The 13,457-nt window shown below is 70.9% G+C and carries 11 protein-coding genes and 1 pseudogene; 9 read left to right on the plus strand and 3 right to left on the minus strand.

Features of this window, described 5'->3' with window-relative positions:
* The 5 genes from OG247_RS29665 to gatB all read left to right on the plus strand — a co-directional run bounded on the left by OG247_RS29665 (position 1) and on the right by gatB (position 4,427).
* On the plus strand, positions 1 to 462 hold the full coding sequence (locus OG247_RS29665; RefSeq protein WP_327255075.1) for a nucleoside 2-deoxyribosyltransferase domain-containing protein: 462 nt from the start codon (positions 1 to 3) through the stop codon (positions 460 to 462).
* 379 nt (positions 463 to 841) lie between these two features.
* Complete coding sequence (gene gatC / locus OG247_RS29670) at positions 842 to 1,138, plus strand: Asp-tRNA(Asn)/Glu-tRNA(Gln) amidotransferase subunit GatC (protein ID WP_007266718.1); 297 nt, start codon at positions 842 to 844, stop codon at positions 1,136 to 1,138.
* Positions 1,139 to 1,143: 5 nt separating this feature from the next.
* On the plus strand, positions 1,144 to 2,655 hold the full coding sequence (gene gatA, locus OG247_RS29675) for an Asp-tRNA(Asn)/Glu-tRNA(Gln) amidotransferase subunit GatA (protein WP_327255076.1): 1,512 nt from the start codon (positions 1,144 to 1,146) through the stop codon (positions 2,653 to 2,655).
* On the plus strand, positions 2,652 to 2,903 hold the full coding sequence (locus OG247_RS29680) for a hypothetical protein (protein ID WP_266904189.1): 252 nt from the start codon (positions 2,652 to 2,654) through the stop codon (positions 2,901 to 2,903). The genes gatA and OG247_RS29680 overlap by 4 nt, the downstream gene beginning before the upstream one ends.
* A 15-nt stretch (positions 2,904 to 2,918) precedes the next feature.
* Positions 2,919 to 4,427: an Asp-tRNA(Asn)/Glu-tRNA(Gln) amidotransferase subunit GatB gene (gene gatB, locus OG247_RS29685; protein WP_327255077.1), complete on the plus strand. Its 1,509-nt coding sequence runs from the start codon at positions 2,919 to 2,921 to the stop codon at positions 4,425 to 4,427.
* A 96-nt stretch (positions 4,428 to 4,523) separates the two neighbouring features.
* Here the strand turns inward: gatB and OG247_RS29690 are convergent, their stop codons facing one another.
* The gene (locus OG247_RS29690; RefSeq protein ID WP_327255078.1) at positions 4,524 to 6,440 is read right to left on the minus strand and encodes a protein kinase domain-containing protein; all 1,917 of its coding nucleotides are present in this window, start codon (positions 6,438 to 6,440) and stop codon (positions 4,524 to 4,526) included.
* 159 nt (positions 6,441 to 6,599) lie between these two features.
* Between OG247_RS29690 and OG247_RS29695 the strand changes: the two genes are divergently transcribed.
* On the plus strand, positions 6,600 to 7,403 hold the full coding sequence (locus OG247_RS29695) for an alpha/beta fold hydrolase (RefSeq protein WP_327255079.1): 804 nt from the start codon (positions 6,600 to 6,602) through the stop codon (positions 7,401 to 7,403).
* Positions 7,404 to 7,430: 27 nt separating this feature from the next.
* On the opposite strand, the gene OG247_RS29700 is transcribed toward OG247_RS29695, so the two are convergent.
* Positions 7,431 to 7,952 (minus strand): DinB family protein, encoded by a 522-nt coding sequence (locus OG247_RS29700; RefSeq protein ID WP_327255080.1) that lies wholly within the window; start codon positions 7,950 to 7,952, stop codon positions 7,431 to 7,433.
* A 601-nt stretch (positions 7,953 to 8,553) separates the two neighbouring features.
* Here OG247_RS29700 and OG247_RS29705 point away from each other — a divergent pair.
* A complete protein-coding gene (locus OG247_RS29705; RefSeq protein WP_327255081.1) occupies positions 8,554 to 9,021 on the plus strand; it encodes a hypothetical protein in 468 nt (155 codons plus the stop codon).
* 576 nt (positions 9,022 to 9,597) lie between these two features.
* On the opposite strand, the gene OG247_RS29710 is transcribed toward OG247_RS29705, so the two are convergent.
* Positions 9,598 to 10,407 (minus strand): GNAT family N-acetyltransferase, encoded by an 810-nt coding sequence (locus OG247_RS29710; RefSeq protein ID WP_327257685.1) that lies wholly within the window; start codon positions 10,405 to 10,407, stop codon positions 9,598 to 9,600.
* Between the two features lie 59 nt (positions 10,408 to 10,466).
* On the opposite strand from OG247_RS29710, the pseudogene OG247_RS29715 reads away from it, so the two are divergent.
* Positions 10,467 to 10,853, plus strand: a pseudogene (locus OG247_RS29715) (signal peptidase I); the annotation flags it as partial.
* Positions 10,854 to 11,181: 328 nt separating this feature from the next.
* Positions 11,182 to 13,431, plus strand: a complete 2,250-nt coding sequence (locus OG247_RS29720; protein ID WP_327255082.1) for an MMPL family transporter — start codon at positions 11,182 to 11,184, stop codon at positions 13,429 to 13,431.
* Positions 13,432 to 13,457 lie beyond the last annotated feature (26 nt).

Genomic DNA, 13,457 nt, shown 5'->3' on the forward strand with positions numbered 1-13,457 from the left:
GTGGAAGCACCGGTCCGGTACCGCACCGTGCCGGGCGATCCGCCGTCCGTCTTCCTGGCGGGCGGGATCACGCACTGCCCGAGCTGGCAGCCGGAGGCGGCGCGGGAGCTGGCCGACTTCGTCGTGTTCAACCCGCGGCGGACGGACTTCGACGTGTCCGACACGTCGCAGACGGACATCCAGATCGCGTGGGAGTACGCGCATCTGCTGCGGGCGGACCTGACGCTGTTCTGGTTCCCCGCGTGCGAGGCGTCGCTGACGGTCCAGCCGATCACCCTCTACGAACTCGGCGCGGCCGCGGCCACCCCCGGCCGCCGCCTGGTCGTCGGCGCCGACCCCGGCTACCCGCGGCGCGCGGACGTCGTCACGCAGCTGTCCCTGTCCAGGCCGGACCTCACCGTCCACTCCACACTTCCCGAAACGGTGACCGCGGCCCGCGCCGAGCTGACCGTCCCGGCCTGAGGCCTGCCCTGCGGGGCGAGGTCCCCTACCCACCCTTCGCCCGTTCCCCGGGGGCCAGCCCCCGGACCCCCGCTCCACAAACGCCGGAGCCAAATCCAGCCCCTCCGGCGTTTGAGGAGCGGGGTCCGGGGCGGAGCCCCAGGGAACGGGCGAAGGGCGGGTAGGGGACTTCGTCCCGCGCAGCGGCAAGGGTCGCCGCGGGGACTTCGCCCCGCGCGGGCTCCGCGCAAGCCGCCGCAGGCGGCCCCGGCGCGCGGCGGAATCACCCCGCACGGGGGCTTCGTACCGCCCCGGGGGGAAACCGGGGCGCCGGGCGGGGGCGGGGCCCCATAGGATTGGGGCCGAAACCTACACACCCGAACCCCCAGAGGATCGCTGCATGCCTGGCATCACGCGCGAGGAGGTCGCCCACCTCGCTCGGCTGGCACGTCTGGAGCTGAAGAGCGAAGAGCTCGACCACTTCGCTGGACAGCTCGACGACATCATCGGCGCGGTCGCCCGCGTTTCCGAGGTCGCCGACCAAGACGTCCCGCCGACCTCCCACCCGCTGCCGCTGACGAACGTCATGCGCGCGGACGAGGTCCGTCCGTCGCTCACCCCCGAGCAGGCGCTTTCCGGCGCTCCCGCCCAGGAGCAGCAGCGTTTCAAGGTGCCGCAGATCCTGGGGGAGGACTAATCACCATGGCTGACATCAACAGCACCATCGACATCATCAGGCTCACGGCCGCACAGACCGCCGAGAAGATCGCCTCCGGCGAGCTCACGGCCGTCGAGGTCACCGAGGCCCACCTGGCCCGTATCGAGGCGACCGACGAGAAGGTCCACGCCTTCCTGCACGTCGACCGCGAGGGCGCGCTGGCCCAGGCGGCCGCCGTCGACGCCAAGCGGGAGCGCGGCGAGAAGCTCGGCCCGCTGGCCGGCGTGCCGCTCGCCCTCAAGGACATCTTCACCACCGTGGGGATTCCCACCACCGTCGGTTCGAAGATCCTCGAAGGCTGGATCCCGCCGTACGACGCCACCCTGACGCGCAAGCTGAAGGAAGCCGACGTCGTCATCCTCGGCAAGACCAACATGGACGAGTTCGCCATGGGGTCCTCCACCGAGAACAGCGCCTACGGGCCCACCGGCAACCCCTGGGACCTCACCCGGGTCCCCGGCGGCTCCGGCGGCGGCTCCGCGGCCGCGCTGGCCGCCTTCCAGGCGCCGCTGGCCATCGGCACGGACACCGGCGGTTCCATCCGCCAGCCCGCGGCCCTCACCGCCACCGTCGGCGTGAAGCCCACCTACGGCGGCGTCTCCCGCTACGGCATGGTGGCCTTCTCCTCCTCCCTCGACCAGGGCGGCCCCTGCGCCCGTACGGTCCTGGACGCGGCCCTCCTGCACGAGGTCATCGCCGGGCACGACCCGATGGACTCGACCTCCATCGACGCCCCGGTCCCGCCGGTCGTCGAGGCGGCCCGCAACGGCTCCGTCGCCGGCATGCGCGTCGGTGTCGTCAAGCAGTTCGCCGGTGAGGGCTACCAGGCCGGCGTCGTCCAGCGGTTCAACGAGTCCGTCGCCCTCCTGGGCGAGCTCGGCGCCGAGATCGTCGAGCTGGACTGCCCGTCCTTCGACCTCGCGATGGCCGCGTACTACCTGATCGCGCCGTCCGAGTGCTCCTCGAACCTGGCCCGCTTCGACGCCATGCGCTACGGCCTGCGCGTCGGCGACGACGGCACCAAGTCCGCCGAGGACGTCACCGCCCTGACCCGCGAAGCCGGTTTCGGCGACGAGGTCAAGCGCCGCGTCATCCTCGGTACGTACGCGCTCAGCTCCGGCTACTACGACGCGTACTACGGCTCGGCCCAGAAGGTCCGCACGCTCATCACGCGGGACTTCGAGAAGGCCTTCGAGCAGGTCGACGTGATCGTCTCCCCGACCACGCCCACCACCGCCTTCCCCATCGGCGAGCGCTCGGACGACCCGCTCGCGATGTACCTCGCGGACCTGTGCACCATCCCGACCAACCTGGCCGGCAACTCCGCCATGTCGCTGCCCTGCGGCCTGGCCCCGGAGGACGGTCTCCCGGTCGGGCTCCAGATCATCGCCCCGGCGATGAAGGACGACCGCCTGTACAAGGTGGGTGCCGCAGTCGAGGCCGCCTTCGTCGAGCGCTGGGGTCACCCGCTGCTTGAGGAGGCTCCGTCGCTGTGAGTTCCAACACGAGTGCGCTGTCCAAGGCCAAGGGCTTCAGGAAGTCCAAGTCCGGTACGTACCTGTCCATCGGCACCACCGCCTTCGGTGCCCTCAGCGTCGTCAAGCAGGCCAAGAAGGCCCGCACCGAGCACGACACGCTGAAGCTGATCGACGCCGTCGTGTCCGCCGCCGCCATCGTCACCGGCCTCGCGATCCTGTACCGCGAACTGAAGCGTCTCGGCGACGACGACGTCCTGCTGGGCTGAGAGGGAATTTCCACTGTGACTGCCATTGAACTGCTGTCGTACGAGGACGCCCTCGCGTCGTACGACCCCGTCATGGGCCTCGAGGTCCATGTCGAGCTCGGCACCAAGACCAAGATGTTCTGCGGCTGCTCGACCGAGCTGGGCGCCGAGCCCAACTCGCAGACCTGCCCGGTCTGCCTCGGCCTGCCCGGCGCGCTGCCGGTCGTCAACGAGATCGGCATCGAGTCCGCCATCAAGATCGGTCTCGCGCTGAACTGCGAGATCGCCGAGTGGTGCCGCTTCGCCCGGAAGAACTACTTCTACCCGGACATGCCGAAGAACTTCCAGACCTCCCAGTACGACGAGCCGATCGCCTTCAACGGCTTCCTCGACGTCCAGCTGGAGGACGGCGAGATCTTCCGCGTGGAGATCGAGCGCGCCCACATGGAGGAGGACACCGGCAAGTCGCTGCACGTCGGCGGCGCCACCGGCCGCATCCACGGCGCGTCCCACTCGCTGCTGGACTACAACCGCGCAGGCATCCCCCTCATCGAGATCGTCACCAAGCCGATCGAGGGCGCCGGCGAGCGCGCCCCCGAGGTGGCCAAGGCGTACGTCGCCGAACTGCGCGAGGTCATCAAGGCGCTCGGCGTCTCCGAGGCCCGCATGGACAAGGGCCAGATGCGCTGCGACGTCAACCTGTCGCTGCGCCCCACCCCCGAGTCCGAGTTCGGCACCCGCAGCGAGACGAAGAACGTCAACTCGCTGCGCTCCGTCGAGCGCGCGGCCCGCTTCGAGATCCAGCGCCACGCGGCGGTGCTTTCCTCCGGCGGCTCGATCGTGCAGGAGACCCGGCACTTCCACGAGGAGGACGGCTCCACCACGGCCGGCCGCATCAAGGACAACGCCGAGGACTACCGGTACTTCCCGGAGCCCGACCTCGTCCCGATCGCCCCGGCCCGCACCTGGGTCGAGGAACTGCGCTCCGGCCTGCCGGAGATGCCGCGCGTGCGCCGCAACCGCCTCCTCCAGGAGTGGGGCGTCACCGAGCACGACATGCAGTCGATCCTCAACGCGGGCGCGGTGGACTCCATCGTCGCCACCATCGAGGCCGGCGCCGACTCCACGGCCGCCCGCAAGTGGTGGATGGGCGAGCTGGCGCGCAACGCCAACGAGCAGGGCGTCGTCGTCGACGAGCTGCCCATCACCCCCGTCCAGGTCGCGCGCGTCGCGGCCCTGGTGGCGGCCGGTGAGCTCAACGACAAGCTGGCCCGCCAGGTCCTCGAAGGCGTACTCGCCGGCGAGGGCACCCCGGACGAGGTCGTCGAGAAGCGCGGCCTGAAGGTCGTCTCGGACGAGGGCGCGCTCGGCGCGGCCGTGGACGAGGCCATCGCGGGCAACGCGGGCATCGCCGACAAGATCCGCGGTGGCAAGATCGCCGCCGTCGGCGCACTGGTCGGAGCGGTCATGAAGACCACCCGTGGTCAGGCCGACGCGGCGCGCGTCAAGGAGCTCATCCTGGAGCGCCTGGGCGTCTCGGAGTAGTCGACGCAGTCACTCGCGCACGTACGAAGGCGGCCCCGCACCGGTTCTCCGGTGCGGGGCCGCCTTTCGTTGTCTTCGTTGTCTTCGTCCAGCGGGTCAGCGTGACAACTGAGGGGTGGCGATGACCACCGTGCCGTTGTCGCAGCCCTTGTCCACCTTGATGCGCAGCCTCAGGGCGCCGCTCACGTCCACGGTGTGGGTGATCGGCTTGCCCAGTTGCACGAGCTCGGAGAAGGCGGCGGGCTGGCCGTCGAGGGAGAAGCTGACCCGGCCCTTCTCGTTGGTCGAGCCGTCGTCGATCCCCACGATGAAGTCCAGCTTCTTCCACTCGCGATTGAGGTCGAACTCCGTGTACGTGTCGGTGTAGCAGCGGCGCTCCGCGACGAACGCCGCCCCGTACTGCTTGGTGTCGATCTTGGCGGGCCGCACCTCGAAGCCGCCCAGGTCCTTTACGGGGCTCATGACCGTCAGATCGGCGGCGTTGACTCCGGGCGCGACCCCCGAAGGGGGCTGGGAACCCGTCGCCGTGGGCTGCGCGGTCGGGTCGACGGACTCGGATGCGTACGAGCTCGGCGTCGGGGTGGGCGTGGGAGTGGGGAGCGGGGAGGGGCTCTCGGAGGCCGAGGAGGACGAAGCCGCCTTGTCCCCGCCGGACGCCGTGTTCGCGCCGTCCGCGTCCTTCTTGTCCCCGAGCAGCTTCACGCCGACCACGGCGCCGCCCGCCACCACCAGGACCGCCAGTACCGCCGCGAGCACCAGCCCGGTCCGCCGCTTCTTGCGCGGGGGCGGCGGGGGCGCCGGGAGCGCCGGTTCCGCGGGGGACACGGCCACGGGCGCGGGACCGTACCCCTGCGGCACGCTCGCCTGGACGGACGGCGGGGTGTAAGCCGGTTCGGTGGGGGGCGGGGTGTACGCGGGCGGCGGGGTGTGCACCGGCTGGGCCGGGGGAGCGGCCGGGGGACTCGCCGGGACGGCCGGGGCCACCACCGGAGCCGCCGGCGGCTGCGAGGGCTGCTGGGCCTGCTGGGGAGGGGCCACCGGTTTCGGCGGGGCCGCGGCCGGGGGAGTCGCCGGGGGAACCGGCACCGCGTCCTGGACCACCCGCTGGGAGGTGGACGTGGTGGTGGACACCACCACGCGGCGGATGTCCTTCATCCAGCCCGCCAGGTTCACCGGACGCTTCAGCGGGTCGGCGGCGTAGATGGAGGCGATCCGCGCCCGCTGCTCCGCATCCAGTACGGCGAACTGCGGCAGCCGTACGAGGGCTTGGGCCAGCAGCTCTGGCGTCGAGGGCGGGGACTCCCCGCTCAGCAGGAAGTACGCGATGGCCCCGAAGGCGTACCGGTCCGCGCCCGGGGTCCGCTTCCCTTCGAAGACCTCCGGCGCGGCGTAGCCCTGGGTGAACCACACCTCCGCCGTCTGGTGGTCGGCGGTCAGCTTGCTGAGGCCGAAGTCCACCAGGGTGGCCTGCCCGTGCGCATCCACCATGACATTGCCGGGGGACAGGTCGCCGTGGATCACCTGACGTCCGGAGGGGGTGGCCTTCCCCGAGTGCAGCCAGTCCAGCACCTCGGCCAACTGCTCCAGCGTGCGCATCACTTCGCGCCGCTCGGCGGCCGTGGCGAGGGTCCGCTCGGCCCGCCAGTCGCGCAGGTCGAGCCCGTCGACGTGGTTCATGACCAGGACCAGGGCCCGTCCGGTCAGCGTCGAGGACTCCCCGGGCCGGTGGATCGGTGGCCCCTCGAAATGCTCCCGTACGCCCACGACGCCGGGCCGGTGCACGAAGCGCAGCAGTTCCGCCTGCTCGTTCCACTTCTGGCTGATCCGGTCGAAGACGTCCGGGGTGATCGTGGTCTTGGAGTCGAGCACCTTCACGACGACGGGCTCGGATCCTCCCGCGAGCTCGATCTCCGCGAGATAGAGCACGGCCTCCCCGCCGCGCCCGATGGACCGGAGCAACCGGTAGCGGTCCGCTGCCGCGTCCGGCCCGATGTGCAGATTCTGGCTGGTCAATTTCCCCCCAGCGCTGGTTGTTTGAGTGGGGATCAGCTTCCCGGCGCGGGAGGGCGCCGGTCAAGTTGCGGCCACGGCCGGAAGTTCTGTAGCGATCGCTAATTTAATCGGGTACGGTTCTTTCTGTAGTGATCGTTACTGAAGTCAGGGGAACCTCTCGTGCATGCCACTCAGGTCAGCGCCTACGCCCGCACCGTCCGCAAGGAGAGCGGTGGGCCCGGACTCCTCCTCGCCCATGGCGGAGGCGGTTCGGTGGAGTCGAATTTCGGTCCGGTCCTCGACGCCCTGGCTGTCGGCCACAGCGTCGTCGGCATCGACTACCCGGGAACGGGGGCCACCCCGCGCGCCACGCAACCTCTCGAACTGGACGATCTGGCCGACCAGTTGGTGGCCGCCGCCGACGCCGAGGGGCTGGAGCGGTTCGCCGTGCTCGGCTACTCCCTCGGCGGGAACGTCGCCGTGCGCATCGCCGCCCGGTACCCGCGGCGGGTCACCGCCCTGGTGCTCACGGCGAGCTTCGCCCGCGCCGATCACCGGCTCGGCCTCATCACCGACCTCTGGGCCGAACTGGCCCGCCGTGGGGAGGTCGAGCTGCTCGCCCGGCTCCTCGTCCCGCTCACCCTCAGCCGGCAGGCACTGGAGGGGATGACCGGTGAGCAGGTGGAGGAGGTCGTACGGGCCACCGCGGCCTCCTTCCCGCCCGGAGGCGGGGACCATGCCGCACTGGTGAAGGGGGCCGACCTGCGCGCCGACCTCGCGCGGATCGACGTACCCGCGCTGGTCATCGCGACCACCGCCGACCTGCTCGCATCGCTGGAGGGTCAGCGGGAGCTGGCGGACTCGCTGCCGGGCGCCCGGTGGGCGGAACTGGCCACCGGGCACCTGCCGTTCGTCGAACGCCCGGGGGAGTGGGCGGAGCTGATCACCGGATTCCTGGCGGGGACGGCGGCCGAACGGGGGTGAGTGGCGGGGTTGGGGGCCCGCTCCGCTTCAGGCGCCGGTGGCGCCGTCGACGGCCTCGCGGAGGAAGTCCGCGTGGCCGTTGTGGCGGGCGTACTCGTGGATCATGTGCAGCATGAGCAGGCGCAGCGAGGCGTCCTCCTCCCACTTCTCGACGCGCACTGTCACGTCGAGGGACTCGGCGGCCGCCTCCACCGCGCGGGCGTGCTCGACCTCCGCACGCCAGGCCGCGAAGGCCTCGGCGCGGGTCGAGCCGGAGGCGTCGTAGGCGGCCTGGAAGTCGTGGGTGTCCGACCACAGATGGGGGACCTCCGCCCCGCCGAAGGTGCGCCGGAACCAGTGCCGCTCCACCTCCGCCATGTGCCGTACCAGTCCGAGCAGGGACAGCGTGGAGGGCGGGGACGCCTGGCGGCGCAGCTCCTCGTCGGTGAGGCCCTCGCACTTCCAGGCGAGGGTGGCCCGGTGGAAGTCGAGGTACGCGCGGAGCGTCTCGCGCTCGCCCCCGGCGAGGGGAGGGGCGACGCGGTGGGCGGATCCTGTTGTTGCTGCCATGGCTGAGATCTTGCCCCGTTGGCCCCGGGGCGTGAAGGCCTTCGCCCCTACGTGTGGTCTGGGATGCGCAACCCCCTTCGGTCAGGGGTCATCTGGACACGGCCCCGGCAGGACCGTGACCTCGGCCGGTGCGGACGCGCGGGGCGATCGGAGCATCCAGGGACGGGCGTCTGGACACCCTTCCCGTGACCGTCGACCGCCGACATGAGCGCAAGAACGCCCGCGAGCCCCTCAGGGTCGGTGGGCGCGACAGATCGCTACACACTCCCACTCGGCCAAGCGACTACCGACCGTCCGTGGCTGATCAAAGGCCGCCCAGCGACCGGTTCCCCTCCCACTTGGCTTAGCGACTGCGGACCGGACGTGGCTTGATAGCTATGGCCTGATTTGTGTGGGGAAGCGGCCGGCGCCCCGTCTTGGGCAGTGGACGGGTTTTGACCTCAAGGAATGTTTAGGTAGGCCTTACCTCGCCCAGATCGCGTTCGTGGCCGCCCTTCCTTCGGAGCTCATCCTCATGTCGTCTCCTGCCGCTGATCTGTCTGCTCGTCCTATCCGCCTGTACGACTCTTGGTGGACGGTCGTGGCCGCAGGGCTTGGGGCGATGATCGTTCTGACGGTCGGGTTGTGGGTCTCCGTTCACATGAAGACCGACCCGGCGCTGCACACGGCGACGCTCTTCGCGCACCTCGCCTCGCTCGTCGTCGGCTTCGGCGCGGTTCTGTCCGCTGACTACTACGGTCTGCTGTGGGCCATGAGGCGTTGCACGCTCACCGAAGTGGTCGGTGCGACGTCCCGACTTCACATACCGATCTGGGCCGGACTCGGTGGTCTCGTCGTGAGCGGGATGATGCTGGAACCCGATCTCAACTCGTCCCTCACCCTCGCCAAGCTCGGGCTCGTCGTCCTCCTGACCCTCAACGGTCTCCAGGCCGGCCTCCTCGGCCACCGCCTCGCGGCCGGACCCGTCGCCACCCCGCGCCTTCTGCTCTGGGGCGGAGCCACCGCCGTGATCTCGCAGCTCTGCTGGTGGGGCGCGGTAACCATTGGCTTCCTCAACACCAATTCCTGACCCCCGCGCCGCCGTACCGGCTCATACCGTCCGGCAGCGTCCGCCCCCCCGCTAGATCAGCCACGGACGGTCGGTAGTCGCTTGGCCGAGTGGGAGTGTGTAGCGATCTGTCGCGCCCACCGACCCTGAAGCCCTTCTCGTCACTCTCTCGCTCATGTCGGCGGTCGACGGTCACGGGAAGGGTGTCCAGACGCCCGTCCCTGGATGCTCTGATCGCCCCGCGCGTTCGTTCCGGTTGGGGTCACGGTCCTGCCGGGGCCGTGTCCAGATGACCACCGACTCAAGGGGGCTGCGCATCCCAGACGAGGCCGCTCCTCCCCACACTTCCCTCCCGGCCGTTCCCCGGGGGGATCCCGGAAGTCTTGTGGCTTTTCGGCGTGGGTCGGTCGGTCAAGGGTGGCCGAAGGCCATCGCGAAGCGACGCGACCGAAGGGAGCGCCCTTGAGGGACCGGCCCACGCCGAAAGAACACTGGACTACCGGGACGCCCCCCGAACCACTGTCAAAGCCACCACCCCACCCGCAGCACAAGCCCTCCCCACCACCCCGACCGGCTCTCCCCTCTCCCCTCTCCCCCCTACCCCTCCCAAACCCAAGGCACGGTCACCCCCAGCACGTCGAAGCCCAGCCGTTCCAGGATCGGGCGGCTGTCCTCCGATGCGTCGACCTGGAGGTAGCGGATGCCCCGGTCCGCCGCCACGCGGGCTCGGTGGGCCACCAGGAGGCGGTAGATGCCGTGGCCTCGCCATTCCGGGACCGTGCCGCCGCCCCACAGGCCTGCGAACGGGCTCCCCGGGCGCATCTCCATCCGGGCCGCGCTCACCGGGGTGTCGCCCGCCATCGCGACGACGGCTTCGATCGTGTCCGGCTCGTCCCGCAGCAGGTTCAGCATCAGGTCTTTGACGCGGGGGCGATCCGCGCCGAAGGCGCGGCGGTGGGCCTCCATCATCAGATCCACGCCCGCCTCATCGGTCACCACCCGCAGGGTGATGCCCTCCGGCGGCTCCACGGACAGGGTTGCGAGGTCCGCCACCCGTCCCACCAGCAGTGTTTCCGCGGGCTCCGCCACGAAGCCCGCCGCGCGCAGCCGGTCCCCGAGGTCGGCGGGGCGGTCGTGGCCGTACAGCTTCCACTCGAACTCCGCCGACGGGACCTCGCCCCGATCGGCCAGCTTCGTGAAGAACGCCACCTGCTCCGTGATTGCCGCATCCGCCGTGTGCTCGTCGAGGTCCGACCAGAGCACCATGTTCCCTCCGGCGCCGGGCACGATCTGCCGTACGACCGCCCCCACCCGTTCCACACGCGCGTCACTGGTGTCGGGCCGGGCCTCCCGTCGCATCGCGGAGTCGAACTCGGCGCGCACCTTCAGCAGGTCATCTGGATCCATCGTCATCCGGCCAGCTCACCAGCCGCCGACGGGTCCGACAACTGCATTAGCCTCACCCCGTGAGCGACCCCACCCACCCGTCCACCCACCCCTCCGTCTACACCGGCAAGGCCACCCCCGACGCCGCCGTCGACCGGGGCTGGCTGCTGGGGCACTTCAAGGAGCCCGGGGATGCCCGTCACAGTGAGGACGTGGAGATCAAGTGGGGCGTCCACCCCAAGGGTGAGGAGCGGGCGCAGTGGGTGCGGGGAGAGTCCCGTACGGCCTTGCAGGTGCTGATCAGCGGCCGGTTCCGGCTGGAGTTCCCCGGTCGGAGCGTCGTTCTGGCCGAACAGGGGGACTACGTCGTGTGGGGGCGCGGAGTCGACCATTCCTGGTGCGCGGAGGAGGACTCGGTGGTGCTCACCGTGCGCTGGCCCTCGCTGCCCGGCTACCGCACCGACGAAGAACCCGATGGCCACCCCGATGACCACCCCGATGGCCACCCCGATAACCACCCCAATGGTCACCCCCACGGCCACCCCGACGACCAGTCCGGCCGGACCTCCGCTCCGAACCCCGTGTGACCATGGTCCCGCGCCTGCCCGCACGCCTGTGACGCTGCCCACGATGGCCGCCAACGATCACGCGGCGCTGCGATCGTGGAGGTGTAGACCAACCGCACGCACCCCGCACCAAAATTCCAGACGCCCAGCGTTCAGTTTTCAGTGTTCACGCGTTCTTTCCGACGGGCCGTTCCCCGGTAAAGATCCGAACCACCAGGGAGCCCGTCCGTTGTCAGCCCTCGCACGCTGGTGCATGCGGCACCGACTCGTTGTCGTCCTGCTCTGGCTCCTCGCCTTCGGCGGGACCGCCGCTGCCGCGGTCGGCGCCGGGACGGCGTTCTCCAATGACTACGAGGTCCCCGGCACCGAGTCCGCCAAGGCGCACGCCCTGCTGCGGGAAGGCTTCCACGGGCAGGGCGGCGACACCGACACCATCGTGTGGCGGGCTCCGGACGGGCAGAGCGTGCGGACGCCGGCCGTGCAGGAGCGCATGGCGCGGGCCCTCGACTCCATAGCCGGGCTGCCCGGTGTCGGTTCGGTTGCCGGCCCCTATGGTCCCGGGCCCGACAGCGGGGCCCGGATCAGCCCCGACGGGCGTACCGCGTACGCCGTGGTCACCTTCGACCGGCAGGCCGACTCGGTGCCGAAGGGCGAGGCGAAGGCCGTCGTCGACGCCGCGAGGAACCCGGCGACCCAGGCGGACGGACTTCAGGTCGAGCTCGGCGGGCGCGCCATCGGCCTCACCGAAGCGCCCTCCGCGCACCTCGCCGAGGTCATCGGGGTGGCCATCGCCGCGCTGGTGCTGTTCCTGGCCTTCGGGTCGCTGGCCGCCAGCCTGTTGCCCATCGCCACCGCCCTGGTCAGCGTGGGCACCGCCTATTTCGGCATCACCCTGCTCGGCCACGCGATGCCGGTCGCCGACTTCGCTCCGATGCTCGGCACCCTCGTGGGCCTCGGGGTGGGCATCGACTACGCCCTGTTCATCGTCACCCGCCACCGAAAGGGCCTCAAACGCGGACTCCCGGTCGCGGAAGCCGCCGAGAGCGCCGTCGCCACCACCGGCCGGGCCGTGGTCTTCGCCGGGGCCACCGTCTGCATCGCGCTGCTCGGCATGCTGGTGCTCCGGCTGAACTTCCTCAACGGCGTCGCCATCGCCGCCTCCCTCACCGTGGTCCTGACCGTCGCCGCCTCGGTGACCCTGCTGCCCGCGCTCCTCTCGTACATCGGCATGCGCGCGCTGTCCCGCCGCGAGCGCCGCAAGCTGGCCGCCGAGGGTCCGCGGCCCGACGCGGTCACCGGCTTCGCCGCCCGCTGGTCGGCCTTCGTCGAGCGCCACCCGAAGCTGCTCGGCCTGGTCGCCACCGCGGTCATGGTGGTGCTGGCACTGCCCACGCTCTCCCTCCACCTCGGCACCTCCGACCAGGGCAACAACCCGGCCGCGTCCACCACGCGCAAGGCCTACGACCTGCTCGCGGAGGGCTTCGGCCCGGGGATGAACGGCCCGCTGACCGTGGTCGCCCGCCTCGGCGGGGCCGGCGACCGGGTCGCCGTGGACGCGCTGGCCGAGTCGCTCCGTACGACCAGGGGCGTGGCAGCGGCCGGACCGGCGGTCTTCAACCGCAGCGGCGACACCGCCGTCGTCACCGTCGTACCGGACTCCTCTCCGCAGTCCCGGGCCACGAGCGAGCTGGTCGACAGGCTGCGCGGGGACGTCATCCCGCGCGCCGGCCACGACAACTCCATGCAGGTGCACGTGGGCGGCGTGACCGCCGGGTACGACGACTTCGCCGAGGTCATCGTCGGCAAACTGCCGCTCTTCGTCGGTGTGGTCATCGCACTCGGCTGCCTGCTCCTGCTGCTGGCCTTCCGCTCCATAGGCATCCCGGTCAAGGCCGCCGCCATGAACGTCGCCGCCGTCGCCTCCTCCTTCGGAGTCGTCGTCGCGATCTTCCAGTGGGGCTGGGGCAGCGAACCGCTGGGGCTGGGCAGCGCGGGGCCGATCGAGCCCTTCCTCCCGGTGATCATGGTCTCGGTGCTCTTCGGACTGTCCATGGACTACCAGGTCTTCCTCGTCAGCCGGATGTACGAGGAGTGGCTGGAGACGGGGGACAACCAGCGGGCGGTGCGCGTCGGCCTCGCCGAGACCAGCCGGGTGATCAACTCGGCGGCCGTCATCATGATCTCCGTCTTCCTGGCCTTCGTACTCAGCGGCGACCGGATCATCGCCATGTTCGGCATCGCGCTCGCCGCTGCCGTCGCCCTCGACGCCTTCGTCCTGCGGACCCTCCTCGTCCCGGCCCTGATGCACCTGCTCGGCGGAGCCAACTGGTGGCTGCCCGCCTGGCTGGACCGCCGGCTCCCGAAGATCAGCATCGAGCCCCCGGAGCGCCGTCCGCATGCGAAACTTCCCCTGCAGCGGCCCGGCGCGGACCCCGCCACGAGCGAGGACGCGGCCGAGCCCGCGACCAGCTCCCGGTGATCCGGCCACCCGCCGCTCGATAGCCA

The sequence above is a fragment of the Streptomyces sp. NBC_01244 genome, from assembly GCF_035987325.1.
Taxonomy (GTDB): domain Bacteria; phylum Actinomycetota; class Actinomycetes; order Streptomycetales; family Streptomycetaceae; genus Streptomyces.

Coding starts and splice junctions, on each gene's coding strand:
- gatC (WP_007266718.1), top strand. CDS start 842: ATGCCTGGCATCACGCGCGAGGAGGTCGCCCACCTCGCTCGGCTGGCA.
- gatA (WP_327255076.1), top strand. CDS start 1,144: ATGGCTGACATCAACAGCACCATCGACATCATCAGGCTCACGGCCGCA.
- OG247_RS29700 (WP_327255080.1), bottom strand. CDS start 7,952: ATGGCAGCAACAACAGGATCCGCCCACCGCGTCGCCCCTCCCCTCGCC.
- OG247_RS29705 (WP_327255081.1), top strand. CDS start 8,554: ATGATCGTTCTGACGGTCGGGTTGTGGGTCTCCGTTCACATGAAGACC.
- OG247_RS29710 (WP_327257685.1), bottom strand. CDS start 10,407: ATGGATCCAGATGACCTGCTGAAGGTGCGCGCCGAGTTCGACTCCGCG.